Annotated in this window: 22 protein-coding genes and 1 pseudogene; 15 read left to right on the top strand and 8 right to left on the bottom strand. The window is 31.9% G+C overall.

The genetic code is table 11. The annotated features are described in order from the left end of the window. Positions 1-235: 235 nt before the first annotated feature. The 3 genes from MFS40622_RS04315 to MFS40622_RS04305 all read left to right on the top strand — a co-directional run bounded on the left by MFS40622_RS04315 (position 236) and on the right by MFS40622_RS04305 (position 2,864). On the top strand, positions 236-1,591 hold the full coding sequence (locus MFS40622_RS04315; protein WP_048197467.1) for an AIR synthase-related protein: 1,356 nt from the start codon (positions 236-238) through the stop codon (positions 1,589-1,591). 71 nt (positions 1,592-1,662) lie between these two features. After that, positions 1,663-2,199: a hypothetical protein gene (locus MFS40622_RS04310; protein WP_012980456.1), complete on the top strand. Its 537-nt coding sequence runs from the start codon at positions 1,663-1,665 to the stop codon at positions 2,197-2,199. Further along, positions 2,193-2,864 (top strand): hypothetical protein, encoded by a 672-nt coding sequence (locus tag MFS40622_RS04305; protein WP_156769993.1) that lies wholly within the window; start codon positions 2,193-2,195, stop codon positions 2,862-2,864. The genes MFS40622_RS04310 and MFS40622_RS04305 overlap by 7 nt, the downstream gene beginning before the upstream one ends. A 5-nt stretch (positions 2,865-2,869) precedes the next feature. Here MFS40622_RS04305 and MFS40622_RS04300 read toward each other — a convergent pair whose 3' ends face one another. Next, positions 2,870-3,973, bottom strand: a complete 1,104-nt coding sequence (locus tag MFS40622_RS04300) for a tryptophan--tRNA ligase (RefSeq protein ID WP_012980454.1) — start codon at positions 3,971-3,973, stop codon at positions 2,870-2,872. A gap of 72 nt (positions 3,974-4,045) precedes the next feature. Between MFS40622_RS04300 and MFS40622_RS04295 the strand changes: the two genes are divergently transcribed. Next, the gene (locus tag MFS40622_RS04295) at positions 4,046-4,774 is read left to right on the top strand and encodes a hypothetical protein (RefSeq protein ID WP_012980453.1); all 729 of its coding nucleotides are present in this window, start codon (positions 4,046-4,048) and stop codon (positions 4,772-4,774) included. A 27-nt stretch (positions 4,775-4,801) separates the two neighbouring features. On the opposite strand, the gene MFS40622_RS04290 is transcribed toward MFS40622_RS04295, so the two are convergent. Further along, positions 4,802-6,298 carry a methanogenesis marker 3 protein gene (locus MFS40622_RS04290; RefSeq protein WP_012980452.1) on the bottom strand — a complete coding sequence of 499 codons (1,497 nt, stop codon included), beginning with the start codon at positions 6,296-6,298 and terminating at the stop codon, positions 4,802-4,804. Between the two features lie 15 nt (positions 6,299-6,313). Next, a pseudogene (locus MFS40622_RS04285) lies at positions 6,314-7,706 on the bottom strand (lactaldehyde dehydrogenase). A gap of 139 nt (positions 7,707-7,845) precedes the next feature. Here MFS40622_RS04285 and rbcL point away from each other — a divergent pair. Beyond that, positions 7,846-9,123, top strand: a complete 1,278-nt coding sequence (gene rbcL, locus MFS40622_RS04280) for a type III ribulose-bisphosphate carboxylase (RefSeq protein ID WP_012980451.1) — start codon at positions 7,846-7,848, stop codon at positions 9,121-9,123. 22 nt (positions 9,124-9,145) lie between these two features. Here rbcL and MFS40622_RS04275 read toward each other — a convergent pair whose 3' ends face one another. Further along, entirely contained in the window at positions 9,146-9,985 is an 840-nt protein-coding gene (locus MFS40622_RS04275) for a methyltransferase domain-containing protein (protein WP_012980450.1), read from the bottom strand. A gap of 138 nt (positions 9,986-10,123) precedes the next feature. Here MFS40622_RS04275 and MFS40622_RS04270 point away from each other — a divergent pair, with 138 nt between their 5' ends. The 4 genes from MFS40622_RS04270 to eif5A all read left to right on the top strand — a co-directional run bounded on the left by MFS40622_RS04270 (position 10,124) and on the right by eif5A (position 15,022). Continuing rightward, complete coding sequence (locus MFS40622_RS04270) at positions 10,124-11,020, top strand: CBS domain-containing protein (RefSeq protein WP_012980449.1); 897 nt, start codon at positions 10,124-10,126, stop codon at positions 11,018-11,020. Positions 11,021-11,248: 228 nt separating this feature from the next. Then, complete coding sequence (gene oadA, locus MFS40622_RS04265) at positions 11,249-12,952, top strand: sodium-extruding oxaloacetate decarboxylase subunit alpha (RefSeq protein ID WP_012980448.1); 1,704 nt, start codon at positions 11,249-11,251, stop codon at positions 12,950-12,952. Between the two features lie 67 nt (positions 12,953-13,019). Continuing rightward, on the top strand, positions 13,020-14,525 hold the full coding sequence (locus MFS40622_RS04260; RefSeq protein WP_012980447.1) for an acetyl-CoA carboxylase biotin carboxylase subunit: 1,506 nt from the start codon (positions 13,020-13,022) through the stop codon (positions 14,523-14,525). Positions 14,526-14,623: 98 nt separating this feature from the next. Next, a complete protein-coding gene (eif5A, locus tag MFS40622_RS04255; RefSeq protein ID WP_012980446.1) occupies positions 14,624-15,022 on the top strand; it encodes a translation initiation factor IF-5A in 399 nt (132 codons plus the stop codon). 16 nt (positions 15,023-15,038) lie between these two features. Here the strand turns inward: eif5A and MFS40622_RS04250 are convergent, their stop codons facing one another. Genes MFS40622_RS04250 through MFS40622_RS04240 form a run of 3 tightly spaced genes read right to left on the bottom strand, consistent with a single transcriptional unit; the run spans position 15,039 to position 19,072 of the window. Next, positions 15,039-15,761 (bottom strand): anaerobic ribonucleoside-triphosphate reductase activating protein, encoded by a 723-nt coding sequence (locus MFS40622_RS04250; RefSeq protein WP_012980445.1) that lies wholly within the window; start codon positions 15,759-15,761, stop codon positions 15,039-15,041. A gap of 12 nt (positions 15,762-15,773) precedes the next feature. Further along, positions 15,774-18,176, bottom strand: a complete 2,403-nt coding sequence (locus MFS40622_RS04245; RefSeq protein ID WP_012980444.1) for a plasma-membrane proton-efflux P-type ATPase — start codon at positions 18,174-18,176, stop codon at positions 15,774-15,776. A 56-nt stretch (positions 18,177-18,232) separates the two neighbouring features. Beyond that, on the bottom strand, positions 18,233-19,072 hold the full coding sequence (locus tag MFS40622_RS04240) for a CBS domain-containing protein (RefSeq protein WP_012980443.1): 840 nt from the start codon (positions 19,070-19,072) through the stop codon (positions 18,233-18,235). Between the two features lie 85 nt (positions 19,073-19,157). Between MFS40622_RS04240 and MFS40622_RS04235 the strand changes: the two genes are divergently transcribed. From MFS40622_RS04235 to MFS40622_RS04225, 4 genes are all read left to right on the top strand, one after another. Next, complete coding sequence (locus tag MFS40622_RS04235; protein ID WP_012980442.1) at positions 19,158-19,577, top strand: DUF61 family protein; 420 nt, start codon at positions 19,158-19,160, stop codon at positions 19,575-19,577. An 8-nt stretch (positions 19,578-19,585) separates the two neighbouring features. After that, positions 19,586-19,756: a hypothetical protein gene (locus tag MFS40622_RS09580; RefSeq protein ID WP_012980441.1), complete on the top strand. Its 171-nt coding sequence runs from the start codon at positions 19,586-19,588 to the stop codon at positions 19,754-19,756. 278 nt (positions 19,757-20,034) lie between these two features. Next, the gene (locus MFS40622_RS04230; protein ID WP_012980439.1) at positions 20,035-20,313 is read left to right on the top strand and encodes a hypothetical protein; all 279 of its coding nucleotides are present in this window, start codon (positions 20,035-20,037) and stop codon (positions 20,311-20,313) included. Further along, positions 20,288-21,001 (top strand): glycosyltransferase family 2 protein, encoded by a 714-nt coding sequence (locus tag MFS40622_RS04225; RefSeq protein WP_012980438.1) that lies wholly within the window; start codon positions 20,288-20,290, stop codon positions 20,999-21,001. Before MFS40622_RS04230 ends, MFS40622_RS04225 begins: the two co-directional genes overlap by 26 nt. Here the strand turns inward: MFS40622_RS04225 and MFS40622_RS04220 are convergent. After that, positions 20,982-21,875, bottom strand: a complete 894-nt coding sequence (locus MFS40622_RS04220; protein WP_048197466.1) for a TIGR00341 family protein — start codon at positions 21,873-21,875, stop codon at positions 20,982-20,984. The two genes, MFS40622_RS04225 and MFS40622_RS04220, sit on opposite strands and share 20 nt — an antisense overlap. Positions 21,876-21,991: 116 nt before the next feature. Between MFS40622_RS04220 and MFS40622_RS09335 the strand changes: the two genes are divergently transcribed. Next, complete coding sequence (locus MFS40622_RS09335) at positions 21,992-24,430, top strand: pentapeptide repeat-containing protein (RefSeq protein ID WP_012980436.1); 2,439 nt, start codon at positions 21,992-21,994, stop codon at positions 24,428-24,430. Between the two features lie 9 nt (positions 24,431-24,439). Continuing rightward, on the top strand, positions 24,440-25,042 hold the full coding sequence (pssA, locus tag MFS40622_RS04210; RefSeq protein ID WP_012980435.1) for a CDP-diacylglycerol--serine O-phosphatidyltransferase: 603 nt from the start codon (positions 24,440-24,442) through the stop codon (positions 25,040-25,042). The last annotated feature ends 5 nt before the right edge of the window (positions 25,043-25,047 follow it).

Here is a 25,047-nt window from a genome sequence, read left to right as displayed (position 1 = left end):
CCTTGAAATCTTCTGTAAATATATACTAACATATACAAATTTTTTAAATTTTTAGAGACTATTGTAGGACTTTAGGACTTTCGCAGGAATAACATTTCCTATTGCACATTGGTACTCTTTGGATGTCTAAGTTCCTTAATTAATATATAAATTGCGAAAGTCCTATATTAAAAGGGAGATGCTTTATCATAAATATCATAATCTTATATTTATAATTTTTAGTTATGGTGATATGATGGATTTAGAGGGATATGTCAGGAGATGTTTAAGGAAAAAAATTCCGGAAAATAAGATTATTGAGGATGGATTTAAGAGAATTTTAGAGATTAAGGAAGATGTTGGTGAAGAATTTGCAAAAAAGTTTATAAAAGCTATATTGGAAGAGGTAAAAACCACTGAAAAATTTAAAGAGATTGATGATAAAGATTTAAAAACTCTCCTAAGCTATCCAAAATCTGGCGTTACAATGGGGAAGATGGGAGTTGGGAGTAGAGGAGAAGGAGATTTTTTCGTGCATAGAGAAATAGCAAGGATTGTTAAAAGCACTAAAGTTAAAGCTTATGTTTCAGCTGAAGAGCAAGATGATGCAGGAATTGTTAGAGCAGATGCAAAATATATAGTTGCCGCAATAGATGGGACACATTCAAGATTGAGTGATTTTCCATTTTTGGGAGGTTTTCATGTTGCAAGAGCTGCTTTAAGAGATATTTATGTTATGGGAGCTGAAGCAGTAGCATTAATTAGTGATGTGCATTTAGCTGATGATGGAGATGTGGGAAAGATATTTGATTTTACAGCTGGAATTTGTGCTGTTTCTGAGGCTGTTAATGTTCCATTGATTGGTGGAAGTACATTGAGAGTTGGAGGAGATATGGTAATTGGAGATAGGTTGGTTAGTGCTGTTGGTGCAATAGGAGTTATTAAAGAAGGGGAACCAACTGCAAGAAGAAATGCCGAGGTTGGAGATGTTATATTGATGACTGAAGGTAGTGGAGGAGGAACTATAACAACAACTGCTTTGTATTATGGATGGTTTGATGTGATTTATGAAACTTTAAATGTAGATTTTATAAAGGCATGTCAGAATTTGATTAGAAGTGGGTTAATTAAAAAGGTTCATGCTATGACTGATGTAACTAATGGAGGTTTAAGAGGAGATGCTTATGAGATATCAAAAACAGCCAAAGTTTCATTAATATTTGATAAAGAGAAGGTCTATAAAACAATCAATCCAAAGGTCTTGGAAATGCTTGAGGCATTGAATATAGACCCTCTTGGAGTTTCTACAGATTCTTTAATGATTATCTGCCCTGAAGAGTATGCTGAGGATATAAAAAAAGTTACTGGGGCTATAGAAGTTGGATATGTTGAAGAAGGTAATGAGAGTTATTTAGTTGATGGAAATAATAGAGTTCCATTAAAACCAATGTTTAGAGAATCTGCCTATACACCAGTTAAAAAGGTTGTTGGTGAGAAAAAACCAGAGAACTTTGAGGAGATGAAGGAAAAAGTTAGGAAAGCATGTGATGAAGCAATTAAAAAGAAAGATTTTGTTGTTGAATTGTTGAAGAGTAGGAAGAAATTGGAATAGATTAATAAGTAAATTTTATATATTTCTGTTTTTTAAGATTCTTTTTTGTTTATAAATGGGGGAGGTATATTGTGGGAGAATTAATCTGTTTTTTAATTGGGAATGGGTTTAATTACATGGTTAGGGATATAATTGAAAATGAAGAATTGAAAGAAGAAACTAAAAATATAATATCCTTATGGGAGAAGTTTGATAAATATTTCAAAGAGATTGAAAAAAAGTATAAAATTAATGGAGAAGAAGCAATTAAATTGGTTTATAGTGCAATAGATGCCCTAAATGCCCTTAATTTATTAGAAACATTCTCTTCATCTTCAAAAATTGCAGAGAAATATAAGGAAATAAATGAGTTAAACAATAAGATTATTCCAAAATATAGAAAAATTCTTAATGAAATTATGGATGAATCTACAAAGGACATTGTAGAGAAATTTCACAATTTAGAGCTTAACAATTATCATGGAAAACTAAAAAAAGAATTTTCTATTAATCAAAAACCCTTTGGAAATTATATAAAGGAGCTAATTGACAATAAAGATAATGAAGATAATAAAAATATATCCACATATATACAACTAACTATGATGGTATTATTGATACCTTGTTGATGTATGACAGTGAAACTACACAACACACTTCTAAAAATCCCTTAGAACTCCCAATTGATACTTTGTTGTTGGAGTATTTTGATGATAAAAGAACAAAATTTTTAGGTAAAGATGGTTTTGGAGGAGTAGATAAGAATTATAAATATTTTAACGGTATATTTAACAGAGAGAATACAAATATGATTTTACATATACATGGCTCTTATAAATTTATACGACTTTATGAAAAAACTGTAAAAATGACACAAGAATATGCAAGACAGCAATATGAAAATGGAAATTTTGAAGTAGATTTTCCAGTAATAATATACAATAATCCTAAGATTAAACAAAAGATAATAGAAAGGAATGATGTGTTGAGTAAATATTTTGAATATTTTAAAGATAGTTTAAAACATTGTTCAAAATTCGTAATTTGGGGAAATTCTTTAAGAACAGACCCTCATATTGTAGAAGCAATCTGCCAAAATTTTGATAAAGGAAAACCATTATATATTATTGATATTAATCCAGACCCGGTTATAAAACAACTACAAAATAAATGTAAAGAACATGGATATGGAGAATTTAAAAACATAAAAACTCTTAAAGATTTAGGATTTAATGAACCGCCAAAAACAAAAGAAGAATTATTGGGGCTATTTGAAAAAATAATAAATGATTAAGTAAATTAATACTTCCCTTCTAAGATTTTTACAGCAATTTCTTTTGCCTGCTCCCTCTTCTCTTTCAAATCTTTTAAAAACTCTACAACCATTTCATAAGCCATTTTTTTACATTTACCACAAGTTAGCTCTCCACTTTTACATTTTTGATATATATCAGCTAATTCCTTATCATCTAAGATTAAGTGATATAAGAATAACTCATAAACAACACATTCCTCTGGAATTCCTCCATATTTTTTATGCTCTTCTAAAGTTTCTCTTCCTCCAGTTTTAGCTGAGAATATTTTCTTTTTAACAGTTTTTTCATCATCAGTTAAAAATATAGCTGTCTCTGGCTTTGAAGAACTCATCTTTCCTCCTAACAATCCAGTCATAAATCTATGGTAAGTTGAAGAAGGTGGAATGAACTTAAATTCCTTAGCTCTATTTGCAATATCTCTTGTTAATCTTATATGCGGGTCTTGGTCTATTCCAACAGGAACAACAACTGGCTTTGGTTCTGGATTTAAATTCTCATCAAGTTGAGGATGCAGTATATCAGCAACTTGAACTATTGGGGCAAAGACATGCCCAATATTTGTTTCTCCTTTAAATCCATAAATTGCCTTCATCTCATTCCAATTTGTTCTTTTAGATAAAATTAAAGCCAAATCCTTAACTTTTTGATATTTTGATTGCAAATAAACATTAATTTTTTCTGGGTCTAAGCCAAGGGCTATGTAGTTTGTTATATATTCATTTAAAGCAAGTTCTTTTGTTGTTTCAAAGCTCATATTTCTTGCCCAGTATGCCTCTAAGTCAGCTATTGGGATGTTTATATTGTCAGTGTATTTTTGATAAAATTTTAGCAAATCAACGACCATCTTATGCCCAAAGTGCATCTTACCAGAAGGCATCATTCCACTAACAACTGCAAACTCTTTGTTATTCTTTATTGCATCAACTATTCTCTCAAAATCCCTATGCCCCAATATAATATTCCTTCTGAAAAAATGATGTTCATTTTTTAAATCCCCTAAGACATCAGCTATTGGCTTAACTCCAAACTGTTCCATCGTCTTTTTATAATCAATAACTGCCGGTGTCTCCCATGGTGTTAATTCCATCAGTTTCACCTTTTATTTTAATATAAAGATTTAAATATAATGTTTATTATAATTATATAATGGTGATGCACGATGAGATTCGTAGTGTTGTTAATTTTATTGGCTATAATATCTAGCGGTTGTTTAAATAATGAGAAGATAAGTAAGGAAGAGATAATTAAAAAGATTGATGAAATTAACACATTTTCTTATAACTCAAAAGTGTTTATAAACCTTAGTGTTTCAAATCCAATGATAAACAAAATTGAAATGAAAATGATTATTGACGGTTACAGCAATGGAAAACAATCTAAAGGAGTTATATACGTTTATTACACTACTGATTACTTTGGTAGCAAAAATGAGACAATTCCTTTCTATGTAAATGAGGAAGGAACATTTATAAAGTTAGAGGGGAAATGGCAGAAGATAACAAATAATGATTTAAGTAACCATACCTGGAATATTTTAACCTATATAAAAGACTTAATTATAAAAAATGACATAAAAGTTGAAGAGGAAGATGGTTATTACATAATAAGATTAAAAGATGAAACCGTTAATAAGCAGTTAAATCCTTTCTTCTATAGAGGAATAAAAATTCCTGGAATTGACTTAAGAATCTCTGGGGAGGAAGTAAATATCATCTTAGACAAAGATGGGACTCCAATAAAGATTATTAAAAAAGGAAAATTGTATGGAACTTCAAGTGAAGGAGATATAAATGGAAATATAGTTGTTGAAACAACAATATCTGGAATTAATGGATATTATGATTTTTCCATTCCAGAAGATTTAAGCAAAAATATTAATAATAATTGAAATAGTTGCCTAATCACTAAATTATTTTTATTTTTTTAGCAATACATAAACATCATCTCCAGTTTTAACCTCTTTTAAATACTCAGCATTTTCAACTATTCTCCCAACAATGTTTGTTTTTTCAAAGCTCTCTCCTGTAGGACCGAATTTCTCACTTTCTCCCAATCTAACACCAATCATTCCTTTATATCTACTAACCATGTTTGTTACTCCAATACTACATGGCTCAACTTTATCTGTAGGTATGTTTTCTGGGAGTAATCCCTTAGCATACTCTGGATTTCCTTTAAACATCACAATATCTTTATGTTTGAAATATACATGTAATTTTCCAACTCTCTTTGTAGTTAAACCAGTAGTTTTTCTAAAATACCATGTTGTTATTGGTGCTTTATCTTCATATAACTCTATGACTATTATTTTACTCTTATCCAATCCCCTAATTTTAACTTTCTTTTCCTTTAATACATCTAAGGTATATTCAGGCTCTTGCTCAACTACAATAGCATTTTCTAAATCCCCTTCTTTTTCTACCTCTATACCATACTTTTTAAACATCTCTTCAGCTTCTTCTATAGTTAAACCAATAGCACACAACCTTTCAGGAACTGTTTTTACAGACAAAATTCCAGAGTCAGAGAAATCAATAAGCTCTATTCCCTCCTTAACTCTTCCAACGACTGTGTGAGATAGAGAAGAGCTTCTACTTTCCCTATAGATATAAACTTTACCCTCTCCAACTCCATAATTTCTTACTGTTATAAACCCTCTCTCCCTATCAATTAAATTCCCTTCCTCAATTTTTAGTGTTTGCAATCTGCAATCGGCCACATAAGTGTTTGTATTTTCAGTTATCTCAAATATTCCATCTTCCATTAGAGCTAAACAATGCTCTACTGCTGAAGGAGTTCCATCAAACTCAGCTACAAAATAGGTAAAAATTTTCCAACCATCTTCTAATTTTGTATCTAAGTCAGTTGTTACTAAGTAATCAACAGCCTCTTTTTCTTCTCTAATTGGCTCTATATCAATAATTTTATCCCCAACTTCTAATCTATCGATAACCCACTTACCTCCAACAACAATTCCAATCTTTGGCTCTTTTAATCCATAAACTGTCTCTACTCTTCTCTTAATAAATACAATATGCCCCTCATCCTTATCCAAACCTGATATACTTAAAACTACGTCCCATTTTTTAAATTCTTTTGGTTCTGTTGATATCTCCAAATCAATTGTTGTTGAACCAAAGGCAACATCAATCCCACTAACCCATCTAAGTTTTTTTACGAAATTTTTATAGTTGTTTATGAAAAATTTGGCTGTTTCATTATCTTCAGTTATTGCTATTGTTACATTCCCTTTAGTTGTTTTAATTAAAAATTTCTTTGGGATTTTTTCAGCTTCTCTTTTAATTCCTTTTATGATAACAATGTTTGCTCCTTCTTTGTAGTATTCATCCTTTATAACATCTCTTAAAGTTTCTCCAACCTTTTCCTTTCCATTTACAATTACCTTTGCCATAGTTTCACCAAATTATTATTTTGAGATTATTATTGTCTTTATTTCACTCATCTCTTCTATTGCATATTTAATTCCTTCCCTACCTAAACCACTTTTCTTAACTCCTCCAAATGGCATATTATCCTGTCTAAATAATGATGAATCATTTATAACTACCCCCCCCAAACTCCAAATTCTCTGCAAATTTTAAAGCTTTATTTATATCATTTGTAAATATAGCTGAATGCAATCCATACTCTGTGCTATTGGCTATATCAATCATCTCCTCTTCAGTAGTTCTAATTATTGGAACTACTGGGGCAAATGTCTCAGTTTTACATAAAATGTTATCTCTATCAACTTCCAATATTGTTGGATAAAAGAGAGCTTTTTCTCTCTTCCCTCCTAAAAGCAATTTTCCTCCTTCATCAATAGCTTTTTCAACAATTTTTTCAACCCATTCTGCATGTTCAACGCTTATTAACGGCCCAACATCAGTTTTCTCATCTAATGGATTTCCTACATTAAGTTCTTTAGCTTTATTTACAAACATCTCTATAAACTTATCTGCTATACTCTCATCAACTAAAATCATCCCTACAGAGATACAAACCTGCCCAGCATATATAAAACTACCTTTTATTAATGAATTAACTGCCTTATTTAAATCAGCATCTTTTAACACAATATTTGGATTAACTCCCCCCAACTCTAAGGCAATCTTTTTAAAGCCAGCTTTTTTGGTTATCATCTCTCCAACTTTGCTACTTCCAGTAAAAGATATCATATTAACTTTCTCATTAACAACTATCTCATCTCCAACAACCTCCCCAGCTCCAGTAAGTAAGTTATAAGCTCCCAATGGAACATTGTATTTTTTTAAAACCTTTTCTATAATTTTAGCTAATTCTATACAAACAAGAGGGGCTTTTGATGATGGATGATGAACTATAACATTCCCAGTAGCTATGGCTGGAGCTATTTTATGAGCTGATAGATTTAGAGGGAAGTTAAAAGGTGTTATAGCTCCAATGATTCCAACTGGCTCTCTCTTTGTAAAAATCAATCTATCATCAGATGGAATTACTTCATCTCTAAACTCTTTAACGTAAAAAGCGGCTAATTTGAATGTTCCAATACTTCTTTCAACCTCTACTCTTGCCTGTTTTATTGGTTTTCCTGCATCAATAGCCAATATTTTAGCGAGTTCTTCTTTCTTTTCTTTAATTTCTTTAGCTATTTTCATTAGGATATTATATCTTTTAGTTACAGAGAGGTTTTTCATAACTTCCTTATACTTCTCAGCTGTATCTATAGCCTCTTTAACCTCATCTCTACTTAAAGCAGGGATTTTTTTAATAACTTCTAATGAATATGGATTAATAACATCCATATCTTCCCTATTTATCCACTTCCCATCTATGAACATAATTTCACCAAATAAATAGAATCAGATAATTTAACTTATAGTTTTGTATGTTTTTCATTTTAAATGTTTCCAGCAAATGTATTTATATAGTGTCAATAAAAATAGTAATAGTTGATAATAATATGGGGGAGGGTATATTATGGACTATATAAACTTAAACTACACTCCAAATGAAAACGATTTGTTATCTTGTATGATAATCAAAGGTGAAAATTTAGAAAAATTGGCAAATGAAATTGCTGGGGAAAGTTCTATAGGGACATGGACAAAAGTTCAAACAATGAAAAGCGATATTTATGAAAAATTAAGACCAAAAGTATATGAAATTAAAGAGATTGGAAATGATGGGAAATACAAAGTTGGATTAATAAAAATTGCATATCCATTGTATGATTTTGAAATAAACAACATGCCAGGGGTTTTGGCAGGGATTGCAGGAAATATATTTGGAATGAAGATAGCCAAGGGTTTAAGGATATTGGACTTTAGATTCCCAGAAGAATTTGTTAAAGCTTATAAAGGTCCGAGATTTGGAATTGAAGGAGTTAGAGAAACTTTGAAGATTAAAGAAAGACCTCTATTAGGAACTATAGTTAAACCAAAGGTTGGTTTAAAAACTGAAGAGCATGCAAAGGTAGCTTATGAAGCGTGGGTTGGAGGGGTTGATTTAGTTAAGGATGATGAGAATCTAACTTCTCAAGAATTTAATAAGTTTGAGGATAGAATTTATAAAACCTTAGAGATGAGGGATAAAGCAGAAGAAGAGACTGGAGAAAGAAAAGCTTATATGCCAAACATTACAGCTCCATATAGAGAGATGATTAGGAGGGTGGAGATTGCAGAAGATGCTGGAAGTGAGTATGTGATGATAGATGTTGTTGTTTGTGGATTCTCTGCAGTGCAATCATTTAGAGAAGAGGAATTTAAATTTATAATCCACGCCCACAGAGCTATGCATGCAGCAATGACGAGAAGCAGAGATTTTGGAATATCAATGCTTGTATTGGCTAAGATTTATAGGTTATTGGGAGTTGACCAATTGCATATAGGAACAGTTGTTGGAAAGATGGAAGGAGGAGAGAAAGAGGTTAAATCAATTAGAGATGAGATTGTTTGTGATAAGGTTGAGGCAGATGATGAAAATAAATTTTTCAATCAAGAATGGTTTGATATTAAACCAGTATTCCCTGTTTCTTCTGGAGGTGTTCATCCAAGATTAGTCCCAAAAATAGTTGAGATTTTGGGTAGAGATTTAATTATTCAAGCAGGGGGAGGGGTTCATGGACATCCAGATGGAACAAGGGCTGGAGCTAAGGCAATGAGAGCTGCTATTGAGGCAATTATAGAAGGAAAATCATTAGAAGAAAAAGCAGAAGAAGTTGCAGAGCTAAAAAAGGCTTTAGAGTATTGGAAATAATTAATATAATATATTTCTTAACTTAATTTTTTGGCTTTACAGCAACAACTCCCAATGCTTCTTCAACTCTTTTAACATTTATAAATCCAACTTTCCTCAATCTCTCCATTACTCCTTTTTGTAAATCCTTTCCTCTATACTTTTTTCCTGGATTACCAACATAATGAAACAACCTTCCTCCAGGCTTTAAGACTCTAAAAATCTCTCTATAAAATTCCTCACTGTATAGATGCCCAGCTAAGCTAAACCTTGGAGGGTCATGGATAACAACATCAAACTCCTCATCTTTAAATCTCTTTATAACATCAAACGCATCTCCTAAAATAATCTTAATATTTCCTTTAAACAACTCTTCACTATAAGGGTTTATTTTAGCTAACTCCAAAACATTTGGATTTTTTTCTATTGTTATAACCTCAGCTCCTCTTTTATATGCCTCTATAGCAGTGTATCCTAAACCCATGCAAGTGTCTAAAACCTTCTCTCCTTTTTTTATTTTTACGGCATTTATCTTATTTAGTGTATCTTCATAAGGGTTTATCTCTTTAGTTCTATGCATTCTTATTCCATTAATCTCAATAGTTGGGGGAATTGTTGGAACTAACTTATAATAGCCGTTATTTGATATCGCAGCTTTAAAAACTTCCCCATCTTTTATAAAATAAATATGTCCTTCATCCTTAGCAATCTTTTTTAAAATGTCAAAGCTAATCTCTCCCTCTGGAAATTTAGCAATTTTTCTTTCTCTATCTATTACTATTTTCTCTTTCTTTTCTGTTTTATTCAAATCCAAATTTAAAAAAATCTCTTCAGATTGTGAATTTAAAATTTCCTTAGCTATTTTTGATGTTAGATAGTTCATAACCAGCACCAAAATCAACTGTTTATTCTGATTTAAATCGATAAGTATATATTTATTTTATTGCCATAAATATTTATCATAGATGTCAATAATCTATCATAATTTATAATCATTACTTTTCTTAATAGGGGGATTTTTATGGAGCTAACTGTTGTTCAAAGGGAGATACTGCAAGAGCTTATAAACCTGTATAGGGAAAAAAATAGACCTATAAAAGGAACTGAAATCGCTTTAAGATTGAATAGAAATCCTGGAACTATAAGAAACCAAATGCAAGCTTTAAGGGCATTAGATTTAGTTGACGGAGTTCCTGGACCTAAGGGAGGGTATGTTCCAACAAGTAAGGCATATAGAGCTTTAGGATTGGGGGATGAAGGGGAGATAATAGTTCCAATTTACAAAGAAGGAAAAAAAGTTGAAGGCGTCAAGGTTGTAAAAATAGAGTTTGATACTGTCTCTCATGAGAAATACTGCTCTTCAAAGATACACATTGAAGGAGACACAAAGCACTTCAATATTGGAGATATCATTAGGGTTGGGCCAACATATCACAACAAAATTATCATCAATGGAAAAGTTATTGGTAGGGATGATATTCACAGGATTTTACTGATAGATGTTTTAGGGGTTTCAAGCATTCCAAATGTGAAAGTTGGAGATGTGGGGATTAAGGAGGTTTATACAATAAATCCAAACAGTACTTTAAAAGAAACTGCTAAATTATTTGCTGAAAAATATATCAGCGGAGCTCCAGTTGTTGATAATGGTAGTTTAGTTGGTATAATTAGCTTACATGATATTGCTAAGAATATAGAAAATATTAATAAAAGTGTTAAGGATGTTATGAGGAAGGATGTTTTAACAATACATAAAGATGAAAAGATATACGATGCATTAAAAATTATGAACAAAAATAATGTAGGAAGATTGGTTATAGTCGATGATAACAATAAAATTGTTGGTATAATAACAAGGACAGACATTTTAAAGATTATCAGTGGAAAATTCCCTGAAAATTTTAAAGCCAACTATTAAAACTTAAAAATTTTGCGGTATATAGATGAGCAATTTTCAGTTAGAAAAATATATATTTGTGATTTTAGAATTTTGTAGTGATGAAGCTTATAACTTTTATCACCAATTTTTGATAGGAAACATAAAACATTGATAAAACTTATAACACTAATTTTTGCAATGCGAATTCTTATTTAGATGAGATGGTTGTATGTAACTAAATAATCAAAATTTTAATGAGGGATAACCATGGTTAAGATAGTAGATACTACTTTTAGAGATGCCCAGCAATCATTAATTGCTACAAGAATGAGAACTGAAGATATGCTACCAATAGCGGAAAAGATGGATGAGGTTGGTTTCTATTCTATGGAAGTTTGGGGTGGAGCTACTTTTGATGCATGTATAAGATATTTGAATGAAGACCCATGGGAGAGGTTGAGGGAGTTAAAGAAGAGGATTCAAAACACTCCCCTGCAGATGCTTTTGAGAGGGCAGAATTTAGTTGGTTATAGGCATTATCCAGATGATATTGTTGAGAAGTTTGTCATAAAAGCTTATGAGAATGGAATAGACATTTTTAGAATTTTTGATGCTTTAAATGATGTAAGAAACATGGAAACTGCTATAAAAACAGCTAAAAAAGTAGGGGCTGAAGTTCAAGGGGCTATATGTTATACAATAAGCCCAGTTCATACAATAGACCAGTATGTTGAATTAGCTAAAAAATTGGAAGAGATGGGATGTGATTCTATCTGTATAAAAGACATGGCCGGACTTTTAACACCTTATGAGGGGTATGAGCTTGTTAAGAGATTAAAAGAAGAAATTTCAATTCCAATTGATGTCCATAGCCATTGCACAAGTGGTTTAGCCCCTATGACTTATTTGAAGGTTATAGAAGCTGGAGCAGATATGGTAGATTGTGCTATCTCACCATTTGCTATGGGGACATCCCAACCACCAACAGAGAGTATTGTTGTGGCGTTAAAAGGAACAAAATATGACACTGGCTTGGATTTAAAGCTTTTGAATGAAATTAGGGACTACTTCATGAAGGTTAGAGAGAAATATAAAATGCTATTCTCTCCAATATCTCAAATTGTTGATGCGAGAGTTTTGGTATATCAAGTTCCTGGTGGTATGTTATCTAACTTAGTCTCACAACTTAAAGAACAGGGAGCTTTGGATAAGTTTGAAGATGTTTTGAAGGAGATTCCAAGAGTTAGAAAGGATTTGGGCTATCCACCATTAGTTACACCAACATCTCAAATTGTTGGAACTCAGGCTGTTTTGAATGTTTTAACTGAAGAGAGATACAAGATTATAACAAATGAAGTAGTTAACTATGTAAAAGGGTTTTATGGAAAGCCACCAGCTCCAATCAACCCAGAGTTATTGAAGAGAGTTTTAGATGAAGGAGAGAAGCCAATTACATGCAGACCAGCTGATTTATTAGAACCAGAATGGGAGAAGGTTAAGAAGGAAGCAGAAGAGAAGGGAATTGTAAAGAAGGAAGAGGATATATTAACTTATGCATTATATCCGCAAATAGCTGTTAAGTTCTTAAGGGGAGAGTTGAAAGCTGAGCCAATACCAAAAGAGAAAGACATAGGAAAGATTTTAGAGATTCCAACAGAGTATATTGTAGAAGTTGATGGAGAGAAGTTTGAAGTTAAGATAGAACCAAAGATTGGAACAGAGTTAAAGAGAAAGAAAGAGATTGTAACTGCAGAAATGGAGGGGGCTGTTACTTCACCATTTAGAGGAATGGTAACCAAGATTAAGGTTAAAGAAGGGGATAAAGTTAAAAAGGGAGATGTTATTGTTGTATTAGAAGCAATGAAGATGGAGCATCCAATAGAAAGCCCAGTTGAGGGAACTGTTAAGAAGATATTAATTGATGAAGGAGATGCTGTGAATGTGGGAGATGTAATTATGATTATAAAATAAGATTGAACTAAAACTTTTTTGTTTTTGTCAAGATTTTTAATAATAAACTTATTTTTATGGTGAAAACATGTTTAACAAGGTTTTAATTGCTAATAGGGGAGAGATAGCGATTAGAATTATAAGGGCATGTTGGGAGTTAGGAATTAAGACAGTAGCAGTTTATTCCGAGGCAGATAAGAGGTCTTTGCATGCTACTTTGGCTGATGAAGCTTACTGTATAGGTCCAGCTCCAGCGGCAAAGAGTTATTTAAACATTGATGCCATATTAAATGTGGCTGAAAAAGCTAAAGTTGATGCTATCCATCCTGGATATGGATTTTTAGCTGAAAATGCTGAATTTGCAAGAGCTGTTAAAAAGGCAGGTTTTGAGTTTATAGGGCCAAATCCTGATGCTATAGAAGCAATGGGGAGCAAAATTAACGCTAAAAAAATTATGAAAAAGGCAGGGGTTCCTTTAATCCCTGGGAGTGAGGGGGCTATTGAAGATATTGACGAAGCAGTAGAAATAGCTGAAGCTATTGGTTTTCCAGTTGTTGTTAAGGCTTCTGCTGGCGGTGGAGGAATGGGAATGAGTGTTGCCTATAGCAAGGAAGAGTTAAAAGAGGTTATCGAATCAGCAAGAAACATTGCAAAAAGTGCTTTTGGAGACCCAACTGTCTTTATTGAGAAATACTTAGAAAATCCAAGACATATTGAAATCCAACTATTGGGAGATAGACATGGAAATATCATCCATTTAGGAGATAGGGAGTGTTCTATTCAAAGAAGGCATCAAAAGTTGATTGAAGAAGCTCCTTCTCCAATAATGACTGAAGAGTTAAGAGAGAGAATGGGAGAAGCGGCAATTAAAGCAGGAAAGGCAATAAATTATGATAGTGCAGGAACTGTTGAGTTTTTGTATGAAAACGGTAACTTTTACTTCTTAGAGATGAACACAAGGATTCAAGTAGAGCATACAGTTACAGAACAAGTTACTGGAATAGATTTAGTTAAAGCGATGATTAAAATAGCCGCTGGAGAAGAATTAACCTTAAAGCAGGAAGATGTTAAGATAAGAGGGCATGCAATTGAATGTAGAATAAATGCAGAAGACCCATTAAACGACTTCGTTCCATGTCCTGGAAAGATAAAGCTATACAGGTCTCCTGGAGGACCAGGAGTTAGGATAGATAGTGGTGTTTATGGTGGAGCAGAGATTCCTCCTTACTACGACTCAATGATAGCAAAACTTATCACTTATGGTAACAGCAGAGAGGAGGCAATAGCAAGAATGAAGAGGGCTTTAAAAGAGTATGTTATTGTTGGAGTTACAACAAACATTCCATTCCACAGGGCAGTTTTAGAGGAGGAGAACTTTTTAAAGGGAAACATCTCAACCCACTATGTAGAGCAGAATATGCATAAATTAAGAGAGAAAATGGTTAAATACACATTAGAATCAAGGGATTTATACAGTGTTGTATCAGAAAAGGTATTTGAAAAGAATAAAAAAATAGCCGCAGCCATTGGCGGTCTAACAATGTATATCTCCCAAATTATGAAAGAAAATGAAAAAAATAAAAAAGGGCAGTAAAAATCTTTATAAACAGTATAACAGTAATATTTATATAATATAAGGCAATAGTTATTAAAAGCTTCCTTTTTAATGAAATTGAATAAAAGGTGATAATAATGCCAGGAACTAAACAGGTTAACGTTGGTTCATTAAAAGTTGGACAGTATGTTATGATTGATGGAGTTCCATGTGAGATTGTAGATATTAGCGTTTCAAAGCCAGGAAAACACGGAGGAGCTAAGGCAAGAGTTGTAGGAATTGGGATATTTGAAAAAGTTAAGAAGGAGTTTGTTGCACCAACATCAAGCAAGGTAGAAGTTCCAATAATTGACAGAAGAAAAGGACAGGTCTTAGCTTTAATGGGAGATATGGTTCAAATTATGGACTTGCAAACCTATGAAACATTAGAGTTACCAATACCAGAAGGCATTGAAGGTTTGGAACCAGGAGGAGAGGTTGAATATATAGAGGCAGTTGGTCAGTACAAAATAACAAGAGTAATTGGAGGAAAATAACCTCTCATAATATTATTCAAATCTCAAAACTTCCATTTATAGTTCTTATTACAACATTATCAATATATTTTTTTGCTATTTTTCCTAACTCTCTCAACTCACTTTCCTTTGGCATAGGGAGTTTTTTAAACTCCTCATCGTAGGCATCCTTTGGCTCAAACTGCTGAATCGCATATAAATCACAATCTTTAACTGTTTTTGCTATATCTTCAATATCATCCTTATCCATAACCTTTGGGACAAAGGTTGTTCTACACTCAACAAAAACACCATTCTTTTTACACAAACTAATTATTTTCAATATTTTTTCTTTAATCTCATTTCCGTCTTCTCTGCATTTTACAAATTCTTTATATCTATCAAATCTGCATTTTACATCAATTGCCACATAATCAATGAGATTATTTTTAATTAACTCCTCAATAACCTCTGGATGTGTCCCATTTGTATCAATTTTTACTGGAAAGCCCTTTTCTTTAGCATATCTTGCTATCTCTATTACAGCATCTTTTTGCAGAGTTGGTTCTCCACCACTAATAACAATGGCATCTGCAAATAAAAAATCTATATCATTAAAAATCTCCTCAACTGTCATCTCTCTCTTATGCTCCAACATAAACCTTAGATTATGGCAATAAGGGCATCTCATATTGCATCCATGTAAAAATATAACTGCAGATGCCTTTTTTGGATAATCTATTGTTGATAAATCCACGATTCCAGAAACTAAAACCTTCACTCTATCACCTAATTAATCAATTTTTAATCTTTTTAATAGAAGTATTTTAATCTCATCGTTAATCAACATCCAAACATGGGCATAGAGCCACATAAATAGGGCCAAATCCCAACCAATTGGGGCCATAAATATACCCTCAGCGGCTACAATTGTTCCAATAATATTTGTTCCCATAACTCCCCAAAACAACAATTTGCTTGGATATGGCTTTTTCCACAACCTATCTCTAATCCTTGTAACAAATATAGTTGCATGTCCAGCTAAAATTAATTTTAAAAATACAAAGCTCTGCAACTCTGCAATTGTTAAATGTAAGAAGACATCAGATATATAGAAGATTATGAATGAGCTAACAACTCCAGATAATCCTAAAGCTGTTGAAAGTATTAAAATCTCTCTCATCCTCCATCTTACTGGAGATTTTGGCTCAACAACGTTATCGTAGGCAATAGCCAATATAGGAATGTCATTCAATATAGCTAACAGTACAATCATCAATGCAGTTATTGGATAAATACCCAAGATCAATATGCATAGCTCAACAAAGAACAAAACCCTTATTGTTTCAGTAATTCTATAAATAACATAGCTCTCCATTCTTTGGAATATTCTCCTTGCCTCTTGGATTGCATCAACAATAACAGATATTCCTGGAGATAGTAAGATGATATCAGCTGCAGCCCTTGCCGCATCAGTTGCATTGGAAACTGCAATTCCACAGTTGGCTTTTTTTAACGCTGGAGCGTCATTGACACCATCTCCAGTCATAGCTACAAGATGTCCTCTTTTTTGCAGTGAATCAACAATCTTATACTTATGCTCTGGAAATACCTCAGCAAACCCATCTGCTTCTTCAACAGTCTCATCAAACTTTTCTTCTTTAATCTCTCCTCTTTTTAGTTTTTTTAGCAACTCACTAATTGATATTATATTATCTCCAATACCTAACATTTTTGCTATATTCTTAGCTATAGCGACGTGGTCTCCAGTAACCATCTTTATCTTAACTCCAAGCTCTTTAATCTTCTTAACTGCCAAAGGAGCATCTTCTCTTGGAGGGTCATACAACGGAATTATTCCAACAAAAATCCATCTTCCATCTCTATAAACCGCAACTCCCAAAGCTCTATACCCATTTTCAGCAAGTTTATCAACGATTTTATTTACCTCCTCTCTAAGTCTTTCATCTGCATTACATAAGTCTAATATTACTTGAGGAGCTCCTTTTGAAACTTTAAATGTCTCTCCATTTGTTATCTCTGCCTCTGTCCTTTTAATAACTGGGTCAAATGGAATAAACTTCTTTATATTATAGTTTTTTATCTTCTCAGTTAAACCCAATTTCTTTGCTTCATTTAAGATTGCCATATCTATTGCGTCAGCATCCTCTTCTCTTGAAGCAAGGGCAGCAAATAAAATAACATCCTCTTTACTAAAGTTATTTAAGGCAATTATATCTCCACATACAAGTTGATTCTTTGTTAAAGTTCCAGTTTTATCTGAGCAGAGGATATCAACTCCAGCTAATTCCTCAATAGCTACAAGCTTTTTAACAATAGCATCCTTCCTTGCTAAATTTAATGCTCCAATAGCCATTGTTATTGATAATACAGCAGGCATAGCTGCTGGAATTGCTGAAACAGCTAAAACTAAAGCAAATTGGGCAGTTTCTATTAAACTCTTTCCCCTAAACAACTCAACAGCAACCATTATTGCTATTAAAATTACCGCTAAAACTATCAAATAGTTTCCAATCTTAATAATCATCTTTTGATATGAGCTAACACTCTCTGCCTTCTCAACTAATTTGACAGTTTTTCCAAAGTAGGTGTTTAGTCCAGTAGCTTTAACAATTCCGGTCATCTCTCCTTTCTTAACAATAGAACCAGAATAGGCGATATCTCCAACTTTCTTTTCTACTGGTAAGCTTTCTCCGGTTAAGGCGGATTCATCAACAACTAAGTAATCCCCATCAACCAATAAAATATCAGCTGGGACAATATCCCCAATTCTGATTCTAACAACATCTCCAGGAACTAACTCTTTAGCCAATATTGTCTGCCATTTACCATCTCTCAAAACTCTTGCATTTAAAGCCATCTTTTGTTTTAAAAATTCTATAACATTTTCTGCTTTATGCTCTTCCCAAAAACCAACTACTCCATTAACAATTAATAATATCAAAATTATAACAAAATCTATCCAGTGTTTAATTATTGCTGACAAAATAGCGGCTATCTCAATCATCCATGCAATGGGGTTCCAGAAGTAAGATAAAAACTTGATGATTGGATGAACTTTCTTCTCTGGAATCTCATTATAACCATAGATTTTTAATCTTTTCCCTGCTTCTTCTGTAGATAATCCAGTTTCTATAGATGTTTTAAACTCTTCCTCAATTTTTTTAATGTCCATAAATATCCCCATATGAGTGAAAATAATTAATTAAATAAAATAAAAAAATAAAGTAATTATTTAGCAAAATAACTTAAAACATCCTTCTCTGTAATGATTCCTTTAATTCTCAAATCGTCATCAACCACTGGCAAAGCCCCTATATCGTTTGTTACCATTATTTCAGCTATATCCTTTAATTTATCCCCCTCCTTTGCAGTAATAACATCCCTCTTCATAATTTCTTCCATTCTGACATTTGTTATCTCTCTAACATTTCCAGTTTGCATGTGGTTGAAAGCCCAATCACTGCCTAAGAGTTTTATAAAGTCGGTTGAAGTTATAATCCCCACCAATCTTTCCTCACTAACAACTGGCAATCTTCTAAATCCATTTCTAACCATTGTTCTCGCGACATCCTTTAACCTCTCCCCCGGCGTGGCAACAATAACCTTTCTTGTTATATAACCATCAATTGTCTCACTTTCATCTATTTTGTCCAATAAAGCCCTTATTACATCTCTCTCTGTAATTAATGAGATTAGCTGATTGTCATCATTAACTATTGGAGCTCCCCCAACATTTTTTGTTAAGAACGTTTCAATTGCATCATCTATATCTGCACTCTCTTTTAAAGTTACGACATTTTCTTCCATTATCTCTCTAACTGGTTCATTTATAGCAGCTAAGAAATTTCTACCATGCTTCTCTCTAATTAGGTTGTACTTTGAACCCCCACCCATGAAATTTACAATATCCATACTTGTAATGATACCAACAACTTTGTTATTTCCCGCATTTACAACTGGCAATCTTCTGTATCTATTCTCATTCATAGTTATAAGGGCTTTTCTTATTGTAGTTGTAGGATAAACAGTTATAATCTCTTTATTTTGGGCAATTTTCATCACTTTCACGAACATCCCTCACAGGAAATTTTCAATGGTTTAAATTTAAATTTGAAATTACATAATAATATTATATCTTCATAACGCCTATAAAATGATTATCCTTGTGATGAGTATGAGAGATGTTGAAAAGATTATAAAAGGAATAATAAAAGATATGAACCCAAGTTTTAAAAGGAAAACATTGAGAGAGCTTTTAAATGAGGAAAAACCTCACATAATAATAAACGGTAAGAGACATAGAATAAAGAGGAGAGAGCTTGAACTATTAAAAGAGATAGCAAGTGAGGACTTAAAAATCCCTATTGTTTTGGAGGTAGATTCCTCCTTAGGAGGGGCTATAAAGGTTAGTGGAAAGGAGGAGGTTAGGGTTATATCAAAGATTTTGGGGAGAGAGATTGATATCTTCTCAGAGAAGGATGTAATGTATATATACAAACCAGAGCTAAGGATTGTTAGAAGGGAATTGCCAACAACAACACAGCTTATATTTAAACTATCATTGTTTGATTGAGGGAAATTATGAAGACAAAAAAGTATTATGGAAAAGACCCAATAAAAAAGCTTTTAAATGACCCAGAAAAGAGAGAGAAGATTTTTAAATTTTTGTTTATCTTGAATATATGGGTTTGGTTGATGGTATTTTTAGGGGCGATTATTTTTATAATTTTGATGATAAAGTATTATTGGTGAAATTTTGGATGATAAAAAGCTAAATGAAAAGAGAAATTGCTATTAAAACTATTATTAAAACTATAAACCTACTGTATCAACTTCCTTCCGACTTTCCAATACCATATTCCCAATATTGTAACGAACAATGCCATGAATCCAAGTAGCATTAGAACCATTATAGCAAAGGTATCTAACTGCATACTTCCAACCTCTTTTTGTAACCAAAAAGATTATTAACTTTAACTTATCTAAGTTAATATTTACTGCTTAATGGTATTTATAACTTGGGTGGTAGAATGAATACTTTTGTTTGGATGTTTGCAATTATAGCTCTAAGCTTTTCAGCATTGGTAGGGTTAAGGTTATCTTTTAAAAAAGGAACTGCCAATGTTTTAGTTGGAGAATCTATAATTACCGTTGTTGCTGGGACGTTGATAGTTGTTATTTCTCAAAAATACAATATAGCGTTTGCCAATACAATAGCTTTAGCTATGTTCATATGTGGTGTTGTTGGGGCATTTGCCTTCTGTAAGGTTATAGGTGGAAATAATGAGAAAGCAAAGCAACCAAATTAATAAGGATGATATATTTATTGTAATGCCCGCATTTAATGAGGAGAAGATGATTAGAGAGACATTAAGAGGTTTAAAAAATGAGGGATATAGGAATATAGTTGTAGTTGATGATGGTTCAATGGATAAAACATCAGAGATAGCTAAGGATGAGGGCGTTATAGTCTGTAGGCATATATTGAATAGGGGATTAGGGGGAGCTTTAGGAACTGGGATTAAGTGTGCTCTGCTGTATAAACCAAAGGTTATTGTTACGTTTGATGCAGATGGGCAGCATCATCCAAAGGATGTTGAAAAGGTAGTTAAACCAGTGTTATTCGAAGGCTATGATATGGCTATTGGTAGTAGGATGATGGATAAGAATGAGCTAAAGAACATGCCTTTAGTTAAAAGAGTAGGGAATTTTGGGTTGAATTTTATAACTTATATAATGGGAGGGTATTTCGTAACAGACAGCCAGAGTGGGTTGAGAGCTTTCTCTTATGAAGCGGCTAAGAAAATAATTGGAGATTTGAAGAGTGATAGGTATGAGGTTTCTTCTGAATTTATAATCTTAGCTAAAAAGCATGGATTAAAACTTAAAGAGGTGCCAATAAAAACTATCTATACTGAGTATTCAATGAGTAGGGGAACAAATGTCATAACTGGATTTAAAATTTTATTTAAGTTGATTATGCAGAAGATTTTTTAAATGTGGTTTTATCTACCTTTCCAACTTTGTATTTTAAGCCAATGTATCCACCAACATCCAATAGGATTATGTTTATAATTAGCAGAATGAAGGTTATATAGATTAGATTTAAGTCCATAGTAGCCAAAGCCATGCCCATTAATAGGGCTGGGATTAATATTGAGACATCTATTGTAACTCCAATGATTTCATACTCCTTTCCACTTGCAATACTCATGCCCCCAGAGATACCAGCTATAATAGCTACAATAGCACTCAATATTATTGATGTCTCTGATAGATACTGCAAAACCAACTCTTTTGAAACAAAGAATAAGCTTGGAATGAATGCACAAACAATAACAATTCCAGAGCAGAGGAGTTCTTTTTTCATTCCTTGGATGAATAGCTCTCTATTTCCTAAGACAGTTCCTATAGCACTTCCCATAACTGTATCAACTAAGGGGGCTATAATCATTGCCCCAATTAATGTTGGGATGTTATGCTCTATCAATCCAATAACTCCCATGATACTTGCTAAGATAACTTTGATTATAACATTTTTTGTAATTTTAACCATAGTTTTTGCTTTATAGTAGAGTTCTAAAGGAGATAAGCTTGTTGATGCCATTCCTTCATCTCTACATGAGAATGTTATATTTGCTGGCATTATTGTTACACTTCCATGTCCTTTTTCTCCTAAACCAAGTTTTTTTAATTCTAAGACAATTTTTTCTGCATCCTTTGCTTCTGCATTGCATGTTATAATAATTCCATCTTCAATTGATGTTTTTAATGGTTCAATTATTGATATTGAGTAGGCGTTATTGTTTTTTAGGATTTCTTCAACTGTATTTAGGAATTTCTTTGGGATGATGATTTTCATGTATCTCATTCTCTCACCACTTATGAGAAATTAATATATGGTGATAAATATTAGTTAAGAGGTAAAGTTAGGTAGGAATATGTTTTATGGAAGATATAAATATTCCTTAAGAATAGGTGGGGAGTGTGGGGGAGGTTAGAGTTATTGATAAAGAAACTGTAAAGGTTATTGGAGATTTTTATGAAATGTTTATTGATGCTTTGAAGAGTGAAAAGAAGGTTTTTAAGTTAGAAAATTGTATTGTTGATGGAAATGTTGATATTTTAAAGATTTATAATAGAATTAGAGATAATAAAGAATTAAGAAAGCTAATTATTGAACATAAAGATGATAACATAACAACTATAAATGTAGATATAAACCTTAGTTTCCATGATGTTGAATTCAAAGGCAACTTTCAAATGTTCAGGAATAAAATAGAAATTGTAGAATCAATTAGGAAAATACTCATTAGGGTAATACTAGGGAATATAAATTTTATAAACTCTTCATTTAAAGGAAACGTTGATTTTAGTTATTCAGTGGTTCAAGGAGAAGTGAATATTATAGATTCAACATTTATGGAAAATGTTATTTTTTGGAAATCAGAGTTTAAAAAGATAGTTTATTTTGAAAAATCGACATTTGAAGGAGATATCGTTTTTAAAAGTTCGACATTTGAAAATGATATATATTTTAGAAATTCAACATTATTTAATGGGAAAGTTGATTTTTGGAAATCAACACTTAAAAGAAATATATACTTTGATACATTAATATTTAAAAAAGATATTGATTTTGGAAATTCAACTTTTGAAGGAGACATAAATTTTGAAAAATCAAAGTTTAACGGGAGTGTCTATTTTAATGGTTCAACATTTGAGAAAAAAGTTAATTTTGACTACTCAGTATTTAGGTGGATGGTAGATTTCAGTGAATCAACATTTAAAGGAGACATAAATTTTAGATACTCAAAATTTGATACAGAAATTAGTTTCTATAAATCAGAATTTAAAGAAGGAGTTAGTGTTAATTTTATTGGTTCAAGATTTCTTGGAGAAACTAATTTTTCTATGATAGTATTCGATAATGGGGAGATTAATTTTGAGTATTCAGAATTTTTAGGAGTAGTTAGTTTTTGGAAATCAACATTTGTAAGGGACGTTAGTTTCACTGGCTTAAAATTTAATAGAGAAGTTAATTTTTCAGAATCATTCTTTAAAGGAAGAGCAGTTTTTTCGAATGTAGAATTCACTGAAAAAGCAGATTTTGCTACTGCAGTATTTAATGAAGTGAATTTTGTAGATGTTAGATTTAAATATGCTGATTTTACTGGATGTGTATTTGAAAAGTTGTTATTATTTTCAAGAGTGTTTTTTGATTTAATAAAATTCACTGGTGCTATCTTCGAAGGAGTTGCGTATTTTATGGAAAATGAAAATAATAACCCGAACCAGATAACGTTATTTGACTTATTAAAAATTGAATACCTCAAAAAATTTAAAAAGAAAAATAATAAAGACAAAAACAGAGGAGTAGCACTTTTTAATTTTGTTAATTTTAAAAGTCCAAATAATATAACATTTGTTAATTTTCCATTGTCAAGAACTTCATTTTTATTAACCGATGTAAAGAATATAGCAATAATTGCAGAAGCAGAAAGAATTTTCGATGAGCTGTTATTGGAATTTGTAGATGATGCTAAAAAAATACTTGATATAGAAGAAAAAATAGTAAAAATAAAACAGAAAATAGAACCATATTGGGACATTCTTCCAGAAGACGAAAAAAACAAGTTAAATAAGAGGTTAGGAGATTATAAAAAGCAACTAAATGAAGCTTGGAAAAATCTAATTAACAAAATAAAACAGAAAATAAACTTTGAAAATGATGATTTATACATCTTATTTACAGAGGCATATGTATATGGCATATCACCATATTTAAGACCAGAAACAGTTTTGAAGGAATATAGAGATATAAGAAAATCCTTTGAAAATAATAGAACTTATGTTGAAGCGTCAGAATTGTTTATTTATGAAATGGATTTGTTAAGAAAAATAATCATACCAAATTATGATAAATATAAGATTCCAATTTTTAGTATTTTATTAGTAATTATATTTGGAGTATTATTTGGTTTATATTTTGTGATAATACCAGCACTACTAATAATTTTAGTGTGGGTGATTTTGTATATAATTAGATACTTGGGAATTATAGAATATTTACTGAAAATATTGAAAATTAGATATTTAAGGGAGTTTTTAGAAGGGATTGCATTCGATATATACAAAATAATTTCAAACTATGGAGAATCCTTAGTAAAACCGATAATAATCACAATCCTCGTGATATTAATAATTCCTTGTATTATAACACATAGTTGGAATCCTTTTAGTGATAAAATATTACTTGAACAAACACTAAGAGCATTTTTCCAATTAGGAATAGATAAAAATACAATTAATAATAATCCAGAATTACAAACATTAGCAAGCTATGAATGGCTTATAAGAATCATCTCATTAATCCTATTGGGTAATATTTTTATAGCAATCAAAAGAAGATTAGAAAGAAAGTAAAGTGAGAGAATGTTCAGCATAAGGAAGATAATAACAATATCGGACTATGTAACAATGCTAAATATCGTCACTGGGCTTTTAGCCATCCTATTAAATAGCTTCTCATTAATCTACCTTTCAATAATCTTTGATTCCTTAGATGGTTATGTAGCGAGAAAAACAAATACAGTTTCTGACTTTGGGGCTGAGCTTGATAGCATATCAGACGTTGTTAGCTTTGGAGTAGCTCCAGCTTATCTGCTATATCACAACTTTGAATCTAACTTAGCTTTATTGTCAGCAATAATATTCTGCCTCTGTGGAGCTTTAAGGTTGGCAAGGTTTGGTATCTTAAATGTTAAGGGCTTTATTGGATTGCCAATTCCAGCTGGAGCTTTGTTGTTATCTGGATTCTGCCAATTAATTGATAGCTATTTAATTAACTCAATACTGGCTATATTGATAGGGCTTTTGATGATTAGTGATATAAAGTATCCAAAGTATCCTAAGAAGATATTCATCTACCTATTTGCTGTCTCTTTAGGATTGGCTATAGCTGGGATTCCACACTTTGCTTTGTTGCTATGCTTAATCTATGCCATTTATGGGATAATCAAATACTTTAAGAGGTGATTACC

Origin of the sequence: Methanocaldococcus sp. FS406-22, from assembly GCF_000025525.1 — an archaeon.
Lineage (GTDB): Archaea > AGJL01 > Methanococci > Methanococcales > Methanocaldococcaceae > Methanocaldococcus.
This window is presented reverse-complemented; position numbering and strand designations above follow the sequence as displayed.